Origin of the sequence: Chthonobacter albigriseus, from assembly GCF_013839445.1 — a bacterium.
GTDB classification, from domain to species: Bacteria; Pseudomonadota; Alphaproteobacteria; order Rhizobiales; family Pleomorphomonadaceae; genus Chthonobacter; species Chthonobacter albigriseus.
The window spans coordinates 1281935-1302751 of record NZ_JACDIT010000001.1; the positions used below are offsets into that span (position 1 = coordinate 1281935).

Genomic DNA, 20817 nt, shown 5'->3' on the forward strand with positions numbered 1-20817 from the left:
GATGCCGATGGGCGGGCTCCGTATGGGCGGTGCCTGCATGATGGGGGAGTTCTGGCGTATCCATGAACGCGGTCTGGCACGACCATGCCTCAGCGGATGTCGATCTGGGTGACGAGCCGCCGCTGATGACAGCGGACCATGGCTCCGGCCCGCCAAGTCGCCGTCGCGTATCCATTCGCTGGTTGGCGGGGACCGTCCTCGCGGCAATGGCATCCACATCCCTGATGGGTGGCGCGCTCGTCGTCGCCTTCAATGGCCAGCAATCGATGGCCATGCCCGTAGCCGGCCCCGACGGCTCCGGCGAACTGATCACCGCGTCGCTCGACGACACGGAAATTCCCCGCGGCGACCTGATCCAGCCGGAAACCGGCCCTGCGCCGAGCCGGCAGGTTCTGCGCGTCTCCACCATCATGCGCGATGGCGAGCGCGATCTTGTGCGCGTCCGCCCCTTCGCACGCGTGTCGGCGCCGCTCGTCTCCAGCGCCGCCGACGTGGTCGACCGGATCCCGGATTTCGACCCGCTCCGGATCTTTGCCGACGCGAACGTGGAATCCACCGACGGCATGCGCGATACGCTCTACGGCGCCGACGTCGATGGTCAGATGACGATGCGCGTCACCGAGTTTCCGGTCGACGACCGCTCGATGGCCGCCGAATCCCCGTCCGACGTCGCCACCATCGAGGCCTCGGTCCGCGAGGCAGCGCAGTTTCTCGACGGAACCAACGTCCAGGTCGCCGCCTTGCCGCTCGTCGACCCCACCCGCTTCGACTTCGGCTTCTCCCCCCAGGGCAGTTTTGAGCAATACGGCGTCCGTATCATCCCGGAGAACGTCTCCTTCGTGCGCGGGTCCGACGAGAACGCCGGCGAGGCCGCGAGCGCCTATTCGGAGGAGAAGGTCGTCACCATCGGCGACGGCGACAACCTGCCGAGCGTCCTCACCTCCAACGAGGCGACCGACGAGGAAGCTGGCGAAATCGCCATCCGCTTCCGCCGCGACTTCAGCGTCTCCAGTGTTGAGACCGGCGACAAGCTGCGCATCGTGCTCGCCCCCGCGGGCGACGAGTCCGGCCGGTTCCGACCTGTCCGGGTGTCGCTCTACCGCGAGGCCAACCACATCGGCACGGTCGCCCTGTCGGACCATGACGGCTATGTGGCGGCGGAAGAGCCGCGCATCGAAAACGACGATCTCTTCAGCGCCTCGGGCGAGATCGAGGCCAACGATGCCCCGCGTCCCCGCCTCTACGAGAGCCTCTACCAGACCGCGCTCGCCAACCGCATGTCGCCCCAGCTGATCGACGAGTTGGTCCGGATCTACTCCTTCGACCTGGACTTCAACACGCGCGTCGCGCCGGGTGATTCGATCGAGGTGGTCTATTCGCTGGACGAGGACGAGAGCGAGAGCGCCGACGTCACCGAGATCGTCTATACCTCGGTCACCGTGGCCGGGAAGACCCGGCGCTACTACCGCTACCGCGCGCCCGACGACGGTTCAGTCGACTACTACGACGAGCAGGGCAACAGCGCCAAGAAGTTCCTGCTGCGGAAGCCCATGTCGGGCGGCACCTTCCGCTCCGGATACGGTGCCCGCACCCACCCGCTGCTCGGCTACGTGAAGATGCACACGGGTGTCGATTGGGCCGCCCCGCCGGGCACGCCGATCATGGCCGCCGGCGACGGCGTGGTGGTCTACGCCGACTGGAAATCCGGCTACGGCAACTTCATCAAGCTCCGCCACAACAACGGCTACGAGACCGCCTACGCCCACCAGACGCGCTTTGCGTCCGGCATCCGCGAAGGTGCCCGGGTCCGCCAGGGCCAGGTGATCGGCTATGTCGGCTCCACCGGCCTCTCCACCGGGCCGCATCTCCACTACGAGGTGCAGGTGAACGGCAACTTCGTCGACCCCATGCGCATCAAGCTGCCCAAGGGCCGCGCGCTGGACGGAGACGTACTGGCCACCTTCGAATCGGAGCGCGAGCGCATCGACACGCTGCTCGGCGTCGGCGCCCCGGCCAAGCTGGCCGACGCCGGTACGGCGAGCGGAGGCTGATCCTGGAGGCCGGGCCCGGTCCGGCTCAGACGCCCATGTACCGACCTGGCTTGTGATAGAGCGCCAGCACCAGGTTGAGCGCCACGGCGCCGACCACTGAATAGGCAACTTGTGCCGGCGGCAGTACGAAGATCGCGGCCGTGGCGACCAGAGAGTCCGCCGCCATTTGCACCTTGCCGGCCCGCCAACCGAAACGCTCCTGGCACCAGACCGCCATCACGCCGAAGCCCCCGAGCCCGGTCCGGTGCCGGATCAGCGCCAGCAGGCCCATGCCGACCAGCAGGCCGCCCAGCACGGCCGCAAGCATCGGCTCCACATGTCCGATGGCGATCATCGAGGGAAGCAGCAGGCTCTCAGCCGAGAGAAGCGCGGTCGCAACGATCGATTTCAGCAGATAAGCCCGCCCGAACGCCAGGAAGGCGAACACGAAGAACGGTACGTTGACGATGAAGAACACCAGGCCGAAGGCCAGTCCGGTCGACGTCGAGATCAGGAACGCGATGCCGGCGGTGCCGCCCGTCCCCAGGCCCGCCGCCTTGAGCAGCAGCAACCCGAGCGCAACGAACAGCGTGCCCGTCAGAAGCGCGACGGCATCTTCCAGGCGGGTATGCGCAAGCGACGGAGACGTGACCATGCTCATGGCCGGGCCTCTTACTGGAGAGCGGGACTGCAATTTAGGTCAGTATGACTGACCATTGCCTCGCCGGCAAGACGCTGCACTGCACGAAGATAAGGCAGGCGGAGGTCGGGTGAGCTGTCGTCAACTGAGCGATCGGATTGCGCCGGAGGTCTTCGGCAGGCCGATGAAGGCACCGCGCAGCGTCCAGCATGCCCCATGTCGAGACGGGCGTGCAACTTGAACGCCCGCCCGCGTCAGGATCTCACGCGGGCGGGGCTATCGGTTCAAAAACGCTGGCACGGCTCCGGTCACGCCGCTTCGGCAGAGGGCCGTCCGACGCTGGTGAACAGCAGCCGGTCCGTGCCGCCGGTGATCTCAACGACATCGCCGTCCTTGACTTCGCCGGCGAGGATCTTCTCGGCCAGCGGGTCCTGCACATGGCGCTGGATCACCCGCTTCAGCGGCCGTGCCCCGTAGACCGGGTCATAGCCCTTGTCGGCGAGCCAGGCCTTCGCGCTGTCGTCCAGCTTCAGGACGATCTTGCGATCCTCCAGCAGCGTCTCCAGCCGCTTCAGCTGGATCTCGACGATGGCACCCATTTCGGTCCGCTTCAGGCGATGGAACAGCACGATCTCGTCGAGCCGGTTCAGGAACTCCGGCCGGAAGTGGCTGCGGACCACGCTCATCACCGGTTCACGCACCGCATCCACGTCCTCGCCGTCGGGCTGGTTCGCCAGGAACTCCGACCCGAGGTTGGAAGTCATGATGATCAGCGTGTTCTTGAAGTCCACCGTCCGGCCCTGCCCGTCCGTCAGGCGGCCGTCGTCGAGCACCTGCAGCAGCACGTTGAACACGTCCGGATGCGCCTTCTCGATCTCGTCGAACAGCACGACCTGATACGGCCGCCGCCGCACCGCTTCCGTCAGCGCGCCGCCTTCGTCGTAGCCGACGTAGCCGGGAGGCGCTCCGATCAGGCGGCTGACGGAATGCTTCTCCATGTACTCCGACATGTCGATGCGCGCCATCGCGTGCTCGTCGTCGAAGAGATAGCTGGCGAGCGCCTTGGTGAGCTCCGTCTTGCCGACGCCCGTTGGCCCGAGGAACATAAACGAGCCGATCGGCCGGTTCGGATCCTGCAGCCCCGCACGGGCGCGCCGCACGGCGGTCGAGACCGCGTGCACCGCCTCCGCCTGGCCGATCACCCGCCGGGCGAGCTCGTCCTCCATCCGGAGCAGCTTGTCGCGCTCGCCCTCCAGCATCTTGTCGACAGGAACGCCGGTCCAGCGCGAGACGACTCCGGCCACGTGGTCGGGCGTCACAGCCTCTTCCACCATGCCGACCGTCGCACCGGCCGCTTCCACGTCCTTCAACTCGCGCTCCAGACCTGGAATGACCCCGTAGGCGAGCTCGCCCGCCCGCTGGTACTCGCCTTTGCGCTGCGCCACCGCGAGCTCGTTGCGCGCCTCGTCCAGTTGACGCTTGAGTTCGGCCGCGCGGCCGAGCTTGTCCTTCTCGTTCTTCCAGCGCGTGGTGAGTTCGGAGGAGCGCTGCTCCAGGTCCGCGAGCTCCTTCTCGATCCGGGCGAGCCGGTCGCGGGCGGCCGCGTCACTTTCCTTCTTTAGCGCCTCCTGCTCGATCTTTAGCTGGATCACCCGCCGATCGATCTCGTCGAGTTCTTCCGGTTTGGAGTCCACCTGCATGCGCAGCCGCGAGGCAGCCTCGTCGACGAGGTCGATCGCCTTGTCGGGCAGGAACCGGTCGGTGATGTAGCGGTTGGAGAGCGTTGCAGCCGCCACCAGCGCGGAATCGGTGATCCGCACCTTGTGGTGCTGCTCGTACTTCTCCTTGATGCCGCGGAGGATGGAGATGGTGTCCTCCACCGTCGGCTCGCTTACGAAGACCGGCTGGAAGCGACGGGCCAGCGCCGCGTCCTTCTCCACGTACTTGCGGTACTCGTCGAGCGTGGTCGCACCGATGCAGTGCAGCTCGCCGCGGGCGAGGGCCGGCTTGAGGAGGTTGGACGCGTCCATAGCCCCGTCCGACTTGCCGGCGCCCACCAGCGTGTGCATCTCGTCGATGAACAGGATCACGCCGCCTTCCGCCGCGGTGACCTCCTGGAGCACGGCCTTCAGCCGCTCCTCGAACTCGCCGCGATACTTCGCACCCGCGATCAGAGCGCCCATGTCGAGCGCGAGCAGATCCTTGTCTTTCAGGCTCTCCGGCACATCGCCGTTGACGATGCGGAGCGCCAGACCTTCCGCGATCGCCGTTTTGCCGACGCCGGGCTCGCCGATCAGCACGGGATTGTTCTTGGTCCGGCGCGACAGCACCTGGATCGTGCGGCGGATCTCCTCGTCACGGCCGATCACCGGGTCGAGCTTGCCCTCCCGCGCGGCTTTCGTAAGATCGCGAGCATACTTCTTCAGGGCGTCGTAGGCGTTCTCGGCCGACGCCGAATCCGCCGTGCGGCCCTTCCGCAACTCGTTCACCGCCGCGTTGAGGTTGTTCGGGGTAGCGCCGGCATCGCGCAGGATCTTCGATGTCGCCGCATCGGGCTCCATGGCAAGCGCGATCAGCAACCGCTCCACCGTCACGAAGCTGTCGCCGGCCTTCTCCGCGATCTTCTCCGCCGTCGCGAATACCTTGGCGGTCGGCCCGGCGAGATAGAGCTGCCCCGCGCCACCGCCGGCCACCTTGGGCAGGGCGGACAGCGCCTTGTCGACGGCGGCAAGCGCCAGGCGCGGCTGGCCGCCCGCGGCCTCGATCAGGCCGGCGGCCATGCCTTCCGCATCGTCGAGCAGAACCTTCAGAATGTGTTCCGGGAGGAACTGCTGGTGGCCCTGACCCAGCGCATAGGTCTGCGCGGACTGCAGGAAGCCTCGGGCCCGTTCCGTGTATTTGTCGATGTTCATCAGTCGATCCCTCCGTGAGCCCGCCCTTCCGCCCGAAGCGCGCGAAGAGCGTCCCAGTCTCGCGGGCGCTCCTCGTCGAAGCCGTCCGCGCACCGAATATGGTGTGACAGATCCGTCACAGGAAGGGGGTCCGGGCGAATCCGGACTAGGATCGGCGGGCGTGCCGATCGACCTCAGTCGACCCGCGTCCAGGTCTGCGATTTGCAGAAGATCTTGAGGGCGCACCCCTTCAGTTTCAGGGTGCCGTCGCCATTCAAGGTCGCCCGGCCGGAATAGGTCCGCTCGTCCTCCGGATTGAACAGAGAGCCGGCGTAGACGCCGTCACCGGCGTCCCGAAGATCGCTGCTCAGCACCTTTCCGGCGTGAAGGCCGGTCGTCACCTTGATGCACATCGCACCGCCGTCGCACGCGTAGAACGCAGCGTTCTCCCCGGACTCCGTCTTCCAGAGGCCTTCGATCGGGGCAGCAGCCCCCGCCACGGGCGGCAGCAGAAACATACCCGCGACCGTCGCGGCAAACAGCAACCTCATCATCATGACGCGCTCCTTCCGACCTGTCGCCAGGCTCAGACCACCTGCGACAGCCGCATGGCGACGCTCATGTCACCCTCGACCTGGAGCTTACCCATCATGAATGCGCTCGTCGGGTCGAGGCTGCCGTTCAGCATCGAGGCAAGATCCTCCAGCGAAAGCGCGATCGTGCATTCTGCCGGCTGATCCTCGTTGGTGACCCGGTTCGGAACCGAGTTCGCGTCCACCAGGATCACGCCATCCGACCCCAGATCGAACTTGAGCGTTGCGGCAAGCCCGCTGTTGTCGCCGATCTTCTGGCGCACCGTCTCCGTCACGTCCGAAAGCGTCATACCCAACCTCCTGAGCGGGGCCCAAGCCAGCGTCTAACCTGCATCTTACGTAAACGTCATGACAGAACGGTTTGCAACGGGGAAATGAAGCCGATAACAGAAAACCCCGCCACATGGGCGGGGTTCCGTTCCGTAAATCTACACTCACCGACGGTGGCGACGCTGTCCGTGGATCAATCGCTCACGGTTTCATCAGCCGGCGAATCCGCCCCTGCTTCATCGCCGCCTTCACCGCGACGGGTCCGCGGACGGGTCGTCCGCCGACGCCGGGCCGGACGTTCGCCACCCGCATCGCCCACCGCGTCCGGGGTCACCGGCGCGGTCGCCACGGCTGCCATCGGCACGACCGGCTCCACCACCGGCATCGGTGCAGGGCTTGCCGTCGGAACAGCCGCAATCACGGCTTCCGGGAACTTCACATCCGGCTGCGGAGCGTCCAGCGGCATGGGAGCCGAACCGGTCGGGCCGCGATCGCGCGGCTCATAGCGGTTCTCGCCCCGGTCGCGATTTTCGCCCTGGGGACGTCGGTCGAACTGCGGGCGGTCGAAGCGCTGGCGCCGGTCGTTGCGGTCGCGGTTGCCACGATCCTGACGGTCGCGGTTGTCGTGCGGGCGTTCGCCGCGGTTGTCGTGCTGAGGCCGGTCGCCGCCCTGCTGCCGTTCGCCGCCCTGCTGGCGGTCGCCGCGGTCGTGCCGCTCACCGCGGTCATAGCGTTCGCCGCGCTGCTCCGGGTTGCGATCGTAGCGTTCCTGGCGTTCGCCGCCTTGCTGGCCGCCGCCCTGCTGCCCGCCCCCGGGTTGCCCGTCGCCGCCGGCATAGGAACCGCCGCCGTAGGGCTGGTTGCCGTTCCCGTTCGCAGTTCGGATCTCGATCTGCCGCGGCTCGTAGCGGTCCGCGAACGGCGACTCGATGTCGTCGTCGTCGTCGGGTGCTTCCTGGCCGAATTCGCGCGGAAGCAGTGCCTGCTGCGCCGTGGCGATGATCCGGTAGTAGTGCTCGGCATGCTGGAGATAGTTCTCCGCCATCACCCGGTCACCGGATGACGCAGCATCACGCGCGAGCTGCGTATACTTCTCCGCGACATGCAGGGCCGTACCGCGGATCTTCACGTCCGGACCGTTCGACTCGTAGCTCCGGGTCAACGGGTTCGGGCCCTTGCGGTTGCGCCCGCGCATCCGTTTGTTGTTCTGTTGACCTTGCCTCATATGTCCGCTGTCTCTTTGTCTTGAGCGGTAGAACGGCCTTGGCCGTCAGGTGCGATGGGTGCCGGCGAACCGGCGAAATGCGCTTGAGCGTCCTGAACCGATCGCGGTCCGCGGCGCTTCCAAGTCGACGAGGGTTTGGAGGCTGCTCCGTTCAGCTTGCACGCCCTGTCCGGCATCACTCGCCGGATCCGCTGCAAAGCCGGATGCTTTCCGTTGCGCCATCCTTCACGACGTTCCGTAAAGAGAACGAGTCATTGAGAAAACAGTCCCTGACAGGGTACGACGTGTCTCACGGCTCAGACCGATCGAGCCTCGGCTCTCGCGCCACGTCCCATTCCGTTCATCCGGAAGTGTCCGATCCACCCCCCAGTGGGAGCTTCAGTTCAAGGCCGATTCGATCGATGAGTCGGCGTGATTGTCGTGAAGCCCTTCGCTCGGCTCTTCGAGCGTATCCGCTTCGCCCCGAATTTCCAAGCAATTTTTCAAAGTTGCCTGGAACACGCGGCAGATCGGGAGCAGGCGGACGGGCTGTCTACTGGCGTTTACGGTCCGCTTCGTCAGGGACGACCATCGAACCGTCGGGTTGCCGGCCAGCGACGACTCGGTCGAGGCCTGACAGATCGGCGTGCACGGCGACATCGACAAGCCCGGCTTCGATGAAGAGCGAGCGAACCGCATTTCCCTGATCGAAACCGATTTCCACCGCAAAGGTTCCGCCCGGGCGGAGCACCCGGCCGATATCGGCGATCAAGGCGCAATAGGCCCGGAGGCCGTCCGCCCCTCCGTCGAGGGCGATGCGCGGGTCGAACGCCCGCACCTCGGTGGAGAGCTCCTCGATGACGGCGGACGCGATGTAGGGCGGGTTTGAGACCACGAGCCCCAAGGTCTCGTCCACCGGCGCCAGGTAGCTCCCCTCCCGGAATTCCAACCGCTGCCCCACGCCGAGCCGCTCGGCGTTGTCGTGCGCAACGGCGAGGGCACCTGTGCTCACGTCAGTCGCTATGCCCTTCGCCCCGGGCAACGCCGCCGCCAGCGCGATGGCGATCGCCCCGCTCCCGGTGCCGATATCCGCAAAGAGGAGCCCGACGCCGTCCGGCTCGGCGCCCGGTACCAACCCCTGCCGAACGCGGCTGATGGCAAGGTCGACCAGCGTCTCCGTATCCGGACGCGGCTCCAGCGTGTCCGGCCCGAGCACAAAGGTAAGCCCGTGGAACTCGCGCCGGCCCAGGATCCGTCCGACCGGCTCGCCGGCGATCCGCCGCGCCACCAGCGCCGCGATCCGGTCCTGCGCGTCGGTGCCGACCGGATCAAGCCCGCGCGCGATCAGTCCCGCCGCGTCGAGTGCCAGTACCTCTCCCGCCAGCATCCGCGCATCGACAGCCGCGGTCGCCACGCCCGCTTCCGCCAACAGCTTGCGAGCGGACCGGACAACGGCCTCGACGGTCGCCACGTCAGACGTCCGCATCGGCCAGCAGTTGGGCACGATGTTCCGCCAGGAGCGCGTCGACGAGTTCGTCGAGATCGCCTTCCATCACCTGCGGCAGCTTGTAGAGCGTGAGGTTGATGCGATGGTCGGTAACCCGCGCCTGCCCGAAATTGTAGGTGCGGATCCGCTCCGACCGGTCACCGGATCCCACCTGGCCTTTGCGCTGCGCCGCGCGCTCGGTGTCGACCCGAGCGCGTTCAGCCTCGAAGAGACGCGCCCGGAGGAGCTTCATCGCCTTCGCGCGGTTCTTGTGCTGCGAGCGCTCGTCCTGCACAGCCACCACGACCCCGGTGGGCACGTGGGTGATGCGGATCGCGCTGTCGGTGGTGTTCACGTGCTGTCCGCCGGAGCCCGAGGCGCGGAAGGTGTCCACCCTGAGGTCGCCCTCGTCGATAGCGATGTCGACGTCCTCCGCTTCCGGCAGCACCGCCACCGTGGCCGCCGAGGTGTGGATGCGGCCGCTCGATTCCGTCGCCGGCACCCGCTGGACCCGGTGCACCCCGGATTCGAACTTCAGCCGCTCGTAGACGCCCTGCCCCTCGACCGCCGCGATGATCTCCCGGTAGCCGCCCATCTCGCCGTCGGAGGCGGAGATCACATCCACCTTCCAGCCGCGAGTGTCGGCGTAGCGCTGGTACATCCGGAACAGATCGCCTGCGAAGAGCGCCGCCTCGTCGCCACCGGTACCGGCCCGCACTTCCAGGATGGCGCCGAGATCGTCGGCCCTGTCCCGCGGCAGCAGCGCGAGGCGGACTTCCTGGCCCAACTGCTCCAGCGTATCGATCACATGCGGCCGTTCCGCCTCCGCGAGGGCCCGCATGTCAGTGTCGGTGGCATCGTCCTCGATGAGATGGTCGAGATCCGCCAGTTCACGCTCGGCGGCGCGCAGACTGCGGATCTTGGCGACCAGCGGCTCCAGTTCCGCATAGTCCCGCGACAGCTTCACATAGGTGTCCGCGTCCGGATGGCCTGCCATCCGGGCTTCGATGATCGCAAAGCGATCGAGCACGCCTTCGAGTTTGGTGTCCAAAGCGGTCATGGGCTGATGAATTCAGGAAAGCGGTACGTCATGGTCCGATGCAAAGGCTTCCAACACGCCGCGCATGGAGGTCTCGGCCGGAGCGGCCAACGCCCTGTCCAGCGCTGCTTCCAGGGCGGCCACGTCCACGGCTCGGATCATGGCCTTCACCGGGCCGACCGATGCCGGCGCCATGGAGATGGACCGGAAGCCGCAGCCGATCAAGGCCATCGCCGACAGAGGCTTGCCGGCGAGCTCGCCGCATAACGTCGCGCCCTTGCCTCTTTCCGCCGCCTTGCGCGCGATCAGCCTCAGCGCGCGCAGGAAGCTCGGCGACAACGCGTCGAACCGCTCCGTCATCAGGGCGTTGCCACGGTCGGCCGCGAACATGAACTGGAACAGGTCGTTGGATCCCACCGAGACGAAATCCACCTCCTCGAGCAGCTCGTCCAGCTCGAACAGAAGCGCCGGCACCTCGATCATCGCCCCGAGTTTGACGGCCGTCGGTCGCTCGTATCCGTGCCGCTCCAGGAAGCGCCGCTCGCGCTCCACCAGCCCCTTGGCGAGCCGGACTTCCGTGACTTCCGACACCATCGGGAACATCAGCCGAAGTTCCCGCCCGGCCGCCGCCTTCAGAAGCGCCCGGATCTGTGTCCTCAGCAGCGCCGGCCGATCCAGCCCCAGCCGGATCGCCCGCCAGCCCATGGCCGGATTCTCCTCGTGCCCGAAGCGCGAGAGGTAGGGCAGAACCTTGTCCCCGCCGATGTCGAGCGAGCGGAAGGTCACCGGCCGCCCGCCGGCGCCGTCCAGCACCTTGCTGTAGAGCTGGTGCTGTTCGCCCATCCTCGGGAACGCCGAGGCGATCATGAATTGCAGCTCGGTGCGGAACAGGCCGATCCCGTCGGCGCCGGATTCGTCGAGATGCGGCAGATCGAACAGCAGTCCCGCATTGATGTTGAGCGAGATCTCCACTCCGTCCCGCGTCACCGCCGGCTTGTTGCGCAGGCGCCGGAAGCGCTCCTGCCGGCGGGCCCGGAAACGCACCTTCTCCGCGTAGGCGTATTCCACGTCTCCCGGCGGGCGCAGATGCACCAGGCCCGTCTCGCCGTCCACGATGATCGCATCGCCGCTTTCGGCCAGCGACACAACATTCGGCACCTGGCCGACGGTCGCGATGTTGAGCGCCCGCGCCACGATCGCCACGTGGCTGGTCGGCGCGCCCTCCTCCAGCACCAGCCCCCGCACCTTCGTGCGGTCGTAATCCAGCAGTTCGGCGGCACCCATGTTGCGCGCCACGATGATGGCGTTCTCCGGCAGCACCTGCTTCTTCTCGTCCTTGCCGACGAGTTCGCGCAGCAGCCGGAACGTCAGGTCGTCGAAGTCGTGCAGCCGTTCGCGGAGATACGGGTCCGTCTGCCGCAGCATGCGCGCGCGCGTGTCGGACTGGACCCGCTCAACGGCCGCCTCGGCGGTCAGGCCGGAGCGAACGATCGCCTCCTCCATCCGCCGTACCCAGCCGCGGTCGTAGGCGAACATCCGGTAGGCTTCCAGCACGTCGCGGTGCTCGCCGTGGTGGGCGACCTCGCCGCGCTCGATCATGTCGTCTACGGACAGCCGCAGCGCCGAGATCGCTTGCTCCAGACGCAGGATCTCCTTGTCCGGATCCTCCGCGATCAGGTTGGTCACCACCACGCGCGGCTCGTGCAGCACCACGTAGCCGAGACCGACGCCGTCGGAGAGCGCCGTTCCCTCCACGTGCATCGGCCGCGACAGATCCAACCCCGTCGCCTGCGTCGCCGCCAGCGTGGCGAGTTCGCCGGAGGCGATCATCTCCGCGATCACCATCGCGGTGGTCTGGAGCGCCTCCTCCTCCTCGTCGGAATAGTGCTTGCGCGCCCGGTTCTGCACCACCAGGACGCCGAGGGTTCGGCCGGCCCTGAGGATCGGCACGCCCAGGAAGGAGTGGTAGGCCTCTTCGCCCGTTTCCGGCAGGTAGGCGAACGCCGGATGCGACTGCGCGTCGGGCAGGTTCAGAAGTTGCGCTTCCGCCGCGATCTGGCCGACGAGGCCCTGCCCCACCCGCAGCGCCGCCTTGTGCACCGATTCCCGGTTGAGGCCTTCGGTCGCGAACAGCTCGAGCACGTCGTCGGCGCGCAGGACATAGACCGAGCATACCTCCGCGACCATATTGGCCGCGATGGTCACGACGATCTTGTCGAGTCGTTCCTGCGCGCTGATCGGCTCCGCCATCACCTCGCGGAGGCGGCGCAGCAACACGCGCGGACCGAAGAGTGACCCCCGCATCGTCCGCTTCCCCAGGGCATGGGTTCCGGCGGCGGCCTATATCCCCCGGATGTCCCGCACCACAACCTTGAAAGTCCGTGCGGCGTAAGTGCTCCCCGGAGCGAATGGGACCGGGTGGCGTCTCGCGAACAGATCCTTCTTATGCCTTGTCGAGTCCGTATACCGAGTGGAGAGTCCGGACCGCAAGTTCAGTATACGCGGCATCGATCAGAACCGAGATCTTGATTTCGGAGGTCGTGATCGCCCGGATGTTGATTCCCTTGGAAGCGAGCGCCTGGAAGCAGTCCGCGGCCACCCCCGCGTGGCTGCGCATGCCGATTCCGATCACCGAGACTTTACAGACGTCCTTGGCGCCTTCGATCGACTGATAGCCGATTTCGGCCAGGTTTCCCTCGATCACCTTGACCGCGCGCTCGTAGTCGACGGCCGGCACCGTGAAGGTGATGTCCGTTTCCTTGCCGTCCGACGAGACGTTCTGGACGATCATGTCCACGTTGATGTTGTTGTCCGCCAGCGGGACGAACACGGCGGCCGCGACTCCCGGCTTGTCGGCGACGCGGCGGATCGAGATCTGCGCCTCGTCCTTGGAGTAGGCGATGCCGGTGACGACCTGCTGTTCCACGATTTCGTCCTCGTCGCAAATGAGGGTCCCGAACGGATCGCCGTTCGGCATGGTCTTGGGATTGGCGGGATCTTCGAAGGAGGATCGCACGAATGTGCGCACCCGGTGAACCATCGCAAGCTCCACCGAGCGCACCTGCAGCACCTTGGAGCCGAGCGAGGCCATCTCAAGCATCTCCTCGAAGGAGACCTTGTCGAGCCGCCGCGCCTTCGGCACCACCCGCGGATCGGTCGTGTAGACGCCGTCGACGTCGGTGTAGATGTCGCAGCGGTCCGCCTTGACGGCCGCCGCGATGGCCACCGCCGAGGTGTCCGATCCGCCGCGGCCGAGCGTGGAGATCCGCCCGTCCGGGGCGATGCCCTGGAAACCGGCGATCACCGCGACACGGCCGTCGTTCATCTGCTCCACCACGCGGCTGCCGTCGATCTCCATGATCCGCGCCGAACCGTGCGCCTGGTCGGTCCGGATCGGCAGCTGCCAGCCCTGCCAGGAGCGCGCATCGACGCCCATCGCCTGCAGCGTGATCGCCAGCAGACCCGACGTCACCTGTTCGCCCGAGGCGACCACGGCGTCGTATTCCCGGGCATCGTGCAGCAGGCTTGCTCCGCGGCAGAGGGCGACGAGTTCGTTCGTCTTGCCCGACATGGCGGACACGACGACGGCGACCTGATGGCCCGCGTCGACCTCCCGCTTCACATGGGCGGCCACATTGCGGATGCGGTCCAGATCCGCGACGGACGTGCCGCCGAATTTCATCACGAGCCGTGCCATACGCGCCGTCGACCCTTTGGAAACATGACCCGGAATGTGGGCGATGGATGGAGACCCTGAGCCTGCCGGCAGCGGGGCGCGCCCTCCATACAGGAAGGTGCATCCGCCCGCAATCGCCGGGGAATGCCGGTCCGGAACTTTGCCGGCAACGGCGACTGGCCGGGCTTGACGCCGGCCCTCGCGCCCTCCTCTCCCGGTGTTCGCGATACCGGCCGGGGTGGACGCCGCCGCCCCGCACCCTTCGCACGCCTTGACTTCGGACGGCCGGCGGTCGACATCCCCGTGCACACGCTTGAAAGGGTCCGAAAGTCATGACGGCCACCGCCCCCGACGCTCCCGCCAGCAGCACGGTCGATCGCACAGAAGTGGAACGCTTCTCCCGTCTGGCTGCGGAATGGTGGAACCCGAAGGGCAAGTTCAAGCCGCTCCACAAGTTCAACCCGGTCCGGCTCGGCTACCTCAAGCGGGAGGTGTCCGCCCACTTCGGCCGCGATGCCAAGAGCCCCGCGGCTTTCGACGGCCTGCGCGTTCTCGACATCGGCTGCGGCGGCGGCCTCGTCTGCGAACCGATGGCCCGCCTCGGCGCCGACGTGGTCGGCGTTGACCCGTCAACCACCAACATCGAAGTGGCCCGCCTGCACGCCGCACAGTCCGACGTCTCGATCGACTATCGCGCGGCCACGGCAGAGGATCTCGCCGCCGCCGGTGAAACCTTCGACGTGGTCCTTGCGCTGGAGGTGATTGAGCATGTGGCGGACGTCGAAGAGTTCCTGCGCTTGACGAGCGCGATGGTCCGGCCCGGCGGCCTGATGGTCGTCGCTACCATCAACCGGACGCTGAAGGCGCTCGGCCTTGCGATCATCGGCGCCGAATACGTCCTCCGCTGGCTTCCTCGCGGCACCCACAGCTATGATAAGCTTGTCCGCCCGGAGGAGATCGAAGGCCCCCTGCAGGCCGAGGGTCTCGCCCTTCTCGACCGCACCGGCGTCGTCTACGACCCCCTTCGCGATCTCTGGAAGGAAAGCCGCGACACCGACGTCAACTACATGGTCCTCGCCGCCCGGCCAGCCTGAGGGGACAGGCTCTGGTCAGGCCGATGCCGATTTTCAGTTTCGTTCTTCCGGCAGCACCGGCAGGGGCATGATCTCCACACCCTCTTCCAGCAGCGCGCGGGCGTCGTCGAGCGACGCCTGGCCGTGAACGGCCCGCTCGGGCGCTTCGCCGTAGTGGATCTTGCGGGCCTCCTCCACGAAGCGGGAACCGACGTCCTCGGAATTCGCGGTCAGCTTGGCCTTGAGTTCGCGCAGCCGCCCGAGGATCTCCTGGCCCTCCGGTGAAGCCATGGCAGCTTGCATGAACGCGGACGCTGCAGGGCTGGGCTGAGCGGAGACCGGCGCCTGCGGCGGCGCAGGGACGAGCTGCAGGGGGGCGACTACGGCCTCCGCGCGCTCCGCGGTGCGCACGGCCGGCGCCATCAGGCCTTTGCCCACCTCGCCGGATCCGCAGGACGGACACGACAGCAATCCCCGCTCCCGCTGCACGTCGTAGTCTTCCGATGACCGGAACCAGGCATCGAAGTGATGACCCTTGGAGCAGCAGAGGGTGAAGGAGATCATGTCAGCCGAGCGATCTGAGCCGGGCCCGCTCGGCGGTCACCACGCCGAACGGCCGGTCGTTCTTGAGGCCGGGGATCCGCCCGCGCGCGGCAGCGACTTCGGCCGTGTCGATATCGGCGATCGTGACGCCAAGCTCGTCGCTGGCCGCCTCTGCGACCACGCGGCCCCAGGGATCCACGACGATGGAGTGCCCGAAGGTCTCGCGGCCGTCCTCGTGCAGGCCACCCTGCGCTGCGGAGATCAGGTAGCAGCCGTTCTCGATCGCACGGGCCCGCTGAAGCACGTGCCAGTGCGCCTCGCCGGTCTGCCGCGTGAAGGCCGCGGGCGCGGTGATGACGTCCACGCCGGCATGGCCGTAGGCCCGGAAAAGGTGCGGAAAGCGGATGTCGTAGCAGATTCCGAGACCCACGCTGAGCCCGCCGGCATCCACCACCACGGCGTCGGTGCCGGGGGTGTAGGTGGCGCTTTCCCGCCAGCTCTCGCCGTTGGCGAGATCGACGTCGAACATGTGGATCTTGTCATAGGAGCCGAGGATCCCGCCGTCCGGACCGATCACGAAAGCCCGGTTTGCCACCTGCCCGTCGGACCGCTTCAAGGCCAGCGAGCCGAGATGGAGGTGGATCTTCAACTCGGCGGCCACGACGCGCATCCGGGCGAGGAAAGCATCGTCCTTCTCGAGGGCGATCTTGGCGAACAGGTCTTCGCGCGAACGCTCCAGGATGTTTGTCATCTCCGGCGTCTGCACGAAGCTGGCGCCAGCCGCGGCGGCGTCCCGCACGAGCGCCTCGGTCGCGGCAAGGTTTGCCGCGGGATCACGCGAGGATCTCAGTTGGACGACAGCGACGCGGCGAACGGTCATGGAAGGAGGCTCCGGACATCAAAGATTGCAACCGACAAGGCTCACGCCTCAAGCAACGTATCAAGTTTTCCTGACCGTTCCAGCGCATGCAAGTCGTCGCAGCCGCCCACGTGGTTGGCGCCGATGAAGATCTGCGGGAAGGTGGTCCGGCCGGAGCGGTCCATCATCTCCCGACGCTTGTCCGGGTCTCCCGTCGCGTTGAACTCCGTGTAGGCCACGCCCTTGCGGTCGAGCAGCGCCTTGGCCGCCGAGCAGTAGCCGCAGAGATCACGCGTATAGATGACGACGTCGACCATCCCAGAACCCCGCAATTTCCCAATCATCACCCGGATATAGGGTCTAGGCCAGTCCTCCGACAACCCTTGCGAAGGCAAGCACGTTCACCTCCGCGGCACCGGCGCGCAGGAGGGCGCGGGTCGCCGCCTCCACGGTCGCCCCGGTCGTGATGACGTCGTCGACCAGAAGAACCGACCGCCCTTGCAGTGTCGCTTTCTGCCCTGGAGGCACCAGGAAAGCGCCGCGGACGTTCTCCGCCCGCCCCTCCCGCGAAAGCCCCACCTGCTGGCGCGTGGCGCGTTTGCGGACGAGAACCAGCGGAACGTGCGGTTTTCCGCCGAATTCCGCCAACGAACCGGCCAGCAGTGCGGACTGGTTGTAGCGCCGCGACAAAAGGCGCCAGCGGTGCAACGGGACCGGCACGATCAGATCCGCGGCCGAGAGCAGGTCCCGGCCGGCCCGCGCCATCCACGTCGCCATCAGCGGCCCGAGGTCGGTCCGGTCGGCGTACTTGAACGCGTGGACGAGCGCCGCGGTCGTGTCGTCATAGGCGACGGCGGCTCGTGAACGGCTGAAAACAGGCGGATTGGCGATCGCCTCCGCCGACAGCGTCCCCGGGCCCAGATCATACGGAAACGGCGTCCCGAGCCGTTCGCACCACGGCTCCTCCAGGAAACGGATCGACCGCCAGCAGGACAGGCAGAGCCCGCGGCTGTTGCCGGTCGGCTGATGACAGACCGGACACGACATCGGCAGCGCCGCATCGAGAAGCGCGGGCCCGACTGCCCGCAAACGGCGGCCGACAGCGGGAGGAACATCCCTGAACACCGCTGAAAACCGGGAAAAACGGGACTTTGGAATGCCCTCGGGCCACCACATCGCTCACCTCTTCGCCCCCGATCCTAGGCCGGACCGGGCGGCGGCACACCCCGCGGATTCCTGTGGGGCTGTTGACCTCAGCCGGTCCGCGACCCATAACCCCGACCACACCAGCGACGAGCCGAACGCGATGCATCCCGTCCTCTTCGACCGCCGCCTGATCGCCCTCAGAAGGGCGCGGGCCATTGCCGACGCCGAACCGGGCATAGATTTCCTTGTGGATCTGGTGGCCGCCGACATCGCGGAAAGGTTGTCGACGATTGTACGTCCGTTCGACACCGCCGTCGTCATCGGCGGGCCGACAGAGGCGCTTTCCCGTGCCGTCCGGGACAGCGGCAAGGTCGGCCGCGTGATCCGCGCCGACCTCTTCGTCCCTGGTATCGGCACCGATCCCGCGCCTCAGGTTGTGCTGGACGACGAGGCACTCCCCTTCGCCGACGACAGCCTCGACCTCGTCGTCTCCGGCCTGACGCTGCAGTGGGTGAACGACCTGCCGGGCGCGCTGGTGCAGGTCAGGAGGGCGTTGAAGCCGGACGGGCTGTTCCTGGCGAGCTTCGTCGGCGGGGATAGCCTCACCGAACTGCGCCAGGCGTGGCTGGCCGCCGACAGCGAACTTGCAACCGGAGCATCCCCCAGGGTTGCGCCCTTCGTCGATGTCCGGGATCTCGGCGGCCTGCTCCAGCGGGCCGGTTTCGCACTTCCCGTGACCGACCAGGACCGCATCCCGCTGCGCTACGCGACGCCCTTCCACCTGATGCGCGAACTCGCCCGGATGGGCGCTTCGAACCCCCTGGTGGAACGCCGCAAATCATTGACCGGCAAGGAACTTCTGACACGCGCGGCGGAGCGCTACCAGGCCGGCTTCGCCGACCCGGACGGCCGCGTCCGCGCCACCCTGACACTGGTCTCGATCTCCGGCTGGAAGCCGCACGAGAGCCAGCAGAAGCCGTTGCAACCTGGATCGGCGAAGATGCGGTTGGCGGACGCATTGAAGACGGCGGAACAGCCGCTCGATCCGACCTGACGGAATGACTTCAGCGTAACTGGTCGGCGATGGTCAGAAAGGTGGTGCTCATCTTTCCCGAGACGCCGCCAAGCGTCATGATACCGACGAGGGCGATGCCGACCATCATCATCAGGATACCGTACTCGATGGCCGTAGCCCCGCTCCGGTCATCGACGAAGCGTTCGGCGAGACACCGAACCCAAAACGATTTCGTCTTTACGACCATGGGGTTGCCCCACTCGAACAGTCACAGGAGGTCGATCAGGTGGGGGATCAGCGGTTCGTCCGCAGGAGGCATCGGATAGTCCCGAAGCCTGTTGGGCCGAACCCAGGCGACAGCCTGACCCTCCCGCGGTGAAATAGATCCTTCCCATCGACGGCAGACATAAAGTGGCATCAGAAGATGAAACGAGTCGTAACTGAAGCTGGCGAAAGTAAGTGGCGCCAGACATGGTTTACGAATTGTGACCGAAAGCTCCTCGTCCATCTCCCGGATCAGCGCATCCTCCGGCGTCTCCCCCGTCTCGACCTTGCCGCCGGGGAATTCCCATAGCCCGGCCAAGGACTTACCCTCCGGTCGCTGCGAGATAAGGACTCGGTTGTCGGCATCCACCAGGGCACAGGCCACCACCAGAACCATCCTCATCGGACCGTCTCCCGCACCCGGATTCTTCGAGAAAGTGTAGTCGTGTTTTCCGGCGGTTCACCACGCTACGTAGCCGATAAACGGCTACACGCGCGGCCGGCGGCAAACGACCGCCAATTCGGTTCGCATCACCCGTCCTGCCCGCCGGGGAAGACCGGGCTCAGCTCCGGTAATCCCCGTTGATCGCGACATACTCCTTGGTGAGGTCGCAGGTCCACACCGTCGCCTTGCCGTCCCCCAAACCGAGGTCCGCCCGCACCCGGACGTCCTGGCTCGTCATCGCCGCGGTCGCCGCGGCCTCCGAGTAGCCGGGGTCGCGGGCGCCGGCGACGGCCACCCGGACATCGCCGAACCAGATGGAAAGGAGGTCCCGGTCCGCCGGCTCGCCGGCCTTGCCGACCGCCATCACCACCCGCCCCCAGTTGGCATCCTCCCCGGCGATCGCCGTCTTGACCAGCGGCGAATTGGCGATCGAGAGCGCCACCCGCTTGGCCGAGCCGTCGGTGACGGCGCCCGTGACGGTGACCTCGACGAACTTGGTCGCCCCTTCCCCGTCCTTGACGACGAGCTGGGCGAGTTCGGTGAGGAGATCGCGCAGCGCCGCCTCGAACCCGGCGAGCCGCTCGTCGCCGACCTGGTCGACGTAGGGTGCGCCGTTGCCTGCGGCCTTGCCCGTGGCGAACAGGATCAGCGTGTCCGAGGTGGAGGTGTCGCTGTCGACCGTGATCGCGTTGAACGAGCCCTCCACGCCACGCGAGAGCATGTCCTGCAGCACCGGAGCGGCGATCGGCGCGTCGGTGAAGACGAAGGAGAGCATGGTGGCCATGTCCGGCGCGATCATGCCGGCGCCCTTGGCGATGCCGTTGATCGTGACCGGCACCCCGCCGATCTCGACCGTGCGGGTCGCCACCTTGGGGAAGGTGTCCGTCGTCATGATGGCCTTGGCCGGCTCGATCCAGGGCGTCGGCGACAACCGCTGCGCGGTCTCGTCGAGAACGGCGCCGAACTTGCCGGCGTCGAGCGGCTCGCCGATCACGCCGGTGGAGGCCAGGAACACCTCGGACGGGGAGATGCCAAGCGCCCGGGCGACGTGGTTGGCCGAGATCTCGACGGTTTCCCGACCCTTCATGCCGGTGAAAGCGTTGGCGTTGCCGGAGTTGACCAGCAGCGCCCGCGCCTTGCCTCCCGCAAGGTTGCGCCGGCACCACTCGACCGGCGCGGACGGGCACTTGGACCGGGTAAAGACGCCGGCGACCTCGGTGCCTTCGGCCAGCTCCACCAGCAGCACGTCGGTCCGGTTCTTGTACTTGATGCCCGCCTCCGCGGTCGCGAAGCGCACGCCCTCGATGGCCGGAGCATCCGGCGTGACCTTGGGGGCAAGCGGCGAAACAGCGTGCGACATGGGAGCTTTCCAGGGATCGAAACGGGAGCCCACGGTTTGCATCATGCCACCCGCCTATGCAAGGCCGCTGCTGGACGGATCGAAGGCTGGCTGCATCGACCGGCTGGCGTCGACTGTGACGGTGCCGAGGCTGCAGGCGACAGCACGCCTCCATGATTGAGCCATATATCGATACAATTAAAATCGAATGAGGATCAAGTATATATGTGGGAAAAATTCCCATTTACTCGGGAAACGACGGCAACTTTTGAATAGATCTATTGCTGCATACGAAACGTCGCAT

General features: G+C 66.8%; 19 protein-coding genes. 3 read left to right on the forward strand and 16 right to left on the reverse strand.

Going from position 1 to position 20817, the window contains the following annotated elements; translation table 11 throughout:
- Positions 1-206: 206 nt before the first annotated feature.
- On the forward strand, positions 207-2051 hold the full coding sequence (locus HZ321_RS05720) for a M23 family metallopeptidase (protein WP_181701038.1): 1845 nt from the start codon (positions 207-209) through the stop codon (positions 2049-2051).
- 25 nt (positions 2052-2076) lie between these two features.
- Here the strand turns inward: HZ321_RS05720 and HZ321_RS05725 are convergent, their stop codons facing one another.
- The 9 genes from HZ321_RS05725 to HZ321_RS05765 all read right to left on the reverse strand — a co-directional run bounded on the left by HZ321_RS05725 (position 2077) and on the right by HZ321_RS05765 (position 13850).
- Positions 2077-2691 (reverse strand): DUF6198 family protein, encoded by a 615-nt coding sequence (locus HZ321_RS05725; RefSeq protein ID WP_181701040.1) that lies wholly within the window; start codon positions 2689-2691, stop codon positions 2077-2079.
- A 287-nt stretch (positions 2692-2978) separates the two neighbouring features.
- The gene (gene clpB, locus HZ321_RS05730) at positions 2979-5582 is read right to left on the reverse strand and encodes an ATP-dependent chaperone ClpB (RefSeq protein WP_181701043.1); all 2604 of its coding nucleotides are present in this window, start codon (positions 5580-5582) and stop codon (positions 2979-2981) included.
- A 173-nt stretch (positions 5583-5755) separates the two neighbouring features.
- Positions 5756-6118 carry a DUF2147 domain-containing protein gene (locus tag HZ321_RS05735; RefSeq protein ID WP_244635587.1) on the reverse strand — a complete coding sequence of 121 codons (363 nt, stop codon included), beginning with the start codon at positions 6116-6118 and terminating at the stop codon, positions 5756-5758.
- A gap of 29 nt (positions 6119-6147) precedes the next feature.
- Positions 6148-6444 carry an SCP2 sterol-binding domain-containing protein gene (locus tag HZ321_RS05740; RefSeq protein ID WP_181701052.1) on the reverse strand — a complete coding sequence of 99 codons (297 nt, stop codon included), beginning with the start codon at positions 6442-6444 and terminating at the stop codon, positions 6148-6150.
- A gap of 173 nt (positions 6445-6617) precedes the next feature.
- On the reverse strand, positions 6618-7649 hold the full coding sequence (locus HZ321_RS05745) for a DUF4167 domain-containing protein (protein ID WP_181701054.1): 1032 nt from the start codon (positions 7647-7649) through the stop codon (positions 6618-6620).
- Between the two features lie 532 nt (positions 7650-8181).
- A complete protein-coding gene (gene prmC / locus HZ321_RS05750; RefSeq protein ID WP_342343808.1) occupies positions 8182-9099 on the reverse strand; it encodes a peptide chain release factor N(5)-glutamine methyltransferase in 918 nt (305 codons plus the stop codon).
- A 1-nt stretch (position 9100) separates the two neighbouring features.
- Positions 9101-10174 (reverse strand): peptide chain release factor 1, encoded by a 1074-nt coding sequence (prfA, locus tag HZ321_RS05755; protein WP_181701058.1) that lies wholly within the window; start codon positions 10172-10174, stop codon positions 9101-9103.
- A 12-nt stretch (positions 10175-10186) separates the two neighbouring features.
- Positions 10187-12457 (reverse strand): phosphoenolpyruvate--protein phosphotransferase, encoded by a 2271-nt coding sequence (ptsP, locus tag HZ321_RS05760; RefSeq protein WP_181701060.1) that lies wholly within the window; start codon positions 12455-12457, stop codon positions 10187-10189.
- 139 nt (positions 12458-12596) lie between these two features.
- On the reverse strand, positions 12597-13850 hold the full coding sequence (locus HZ321_RS05765) for an aspartate kinase (protein ID WP_181701062.1): 1254 nt from the start codon (positions 13848-13850) through the stop codon (positions 12597-12599).
- A 311-nt stretch (positions 13851-14161) separates the two neighbouring features.
- Here HZ321_RS05765 and ubiG point away from each other — a divergent pair, with 311 nt between their 5' ends.
- Positions 14162-14923 carry a bifunctional 2-polyprenyl-6-hydroxyphenol methylase/3-demethylubiquinol 3-O-methyltransferase UbiG gene (gene ubiG, locus HZ321_RS05770; RefSeq protein WP_181701064.1) on the forward strand — a complete coding sequence of 254 codons (762 nt, stop codon included), beginning with the start codon at positions 14162-14164 and terminating at the stop codon, positions 14921-14923.
- A 33-nt stretch (positions 14924-14956) separates the two neighbouring features.
- Here the strand turns inward: ubiG and HZ321_RS05775 are convergent, their stop codons facing one another.
- From HZ321_RS05775 to HZ321_RS05790, 4 genes are read right to left on the reverse strand one after another with little or no spacing between them, the layout of a single operon-like run.
- Positions 14957-15466 (reverse strand): DUF1178 family protein, encoded by a 510-nt coding sequence (locus HZ321_RS05775; RefSeq protein ID WP_181701066.1) that lies wholly within the window; start codon positions 15464-15466, stop codon positions 14957-14959.
- A gap of 1 nt (position 15467) precedes the next feature.
- Entirely contained in the window at positions 15468-16325 is an 858-nt protein-coding gene (locus tag HZ321_RS05780; protein WP_181701068.1) for a carbon-nitrogen hydrolase family protein, read from the reverse strand.
- 41 nt (positions 16326-16366) lie between these two features.
- Complete coding sequence (grxC, locus tag HZ321_RS05785) at positions 16367-16621, reverse strand: glutaredoxin 3 (RefSeq protein WP_181701070.1); 255 nt, start codon at positions 16619-16621, stop codon at positions 16367-16369.
- A 43-nt stretch (positions 16622-16664) separates the two neighbouring features.
- Positions 16665-17429 carry a ComF family protein gene (locus HZ321_RS05790; RefSeq protein ID WP_342343809.1) on the reverse strand — a complete coding sequence of 255 codons (765 nt, stop codon included), beginning with the start codon at positions 17427-17429 and terminating at the stop codon, positions 16665-16667.
- A 181-nt stretch (positions 17430-17610) separates the two neighbouring features.
- Between HZ321_RS05790 and HZ321_RS05795 the strand changes: the two genes are divergently transcribed.
- A complete protein-coding gene (locus HZ321_RS05795) occupies positions 17611-18504 on the forward strand; it encodes a methyltransferase domain-containing protein (RefSeq protein ID WP_181701072.1) in 894 nt (297 codons plus the stop codon).
- 10 nt (positions 18505-18514) lie between these two features.
- Here the strand turns inward: HZ321_RS05795 and HZ321_RS05800 are convergent, their stop codons facing one another.
- The 3 genes from HZ321_RS05800 to argJ all read right to left on the reverse strand — a co-directional run bounded on the left by HZ321_RS05800 (position 18515) and on the right by argJ (position 20534).
- A complete protein-coding gene (locus HZ321_RS05800) occupies positions 18515-18712 on the reverse strand; it encodes a Flp family type IVb pilin (RefSeq protein WP_181701074.1) in 198 nt (65 codons plus the stop codon).
- Positions 18713-18733: 21 nt separating this feature from the next.
- Entirely contained in the window at positions 18734-19132 is a 399-nt protein-coding gene (locus tag HZ321_RS05805) for a (deoxy)nucleoside triphosphate pyrophosphohydrolase (RefSeq protein WP_181701076.1), read from the reverse strand.
- 160 nt (positions 19133-19292) lie between these two features.
- A complete protein-coding gene (argJ, locus tag HZ321_RS05810) occupies positions 19293-20534 on the reverse strand; it encodes a bifunctional glutamate N-acetyltransferase/amino-acid acetyltransferase ArgJ (protein ID WP_181701078.1) in 1242 nt (413 codons plus the stop codon).
- Positions 20535-20817: the final 283 nt, after the last annotated feature.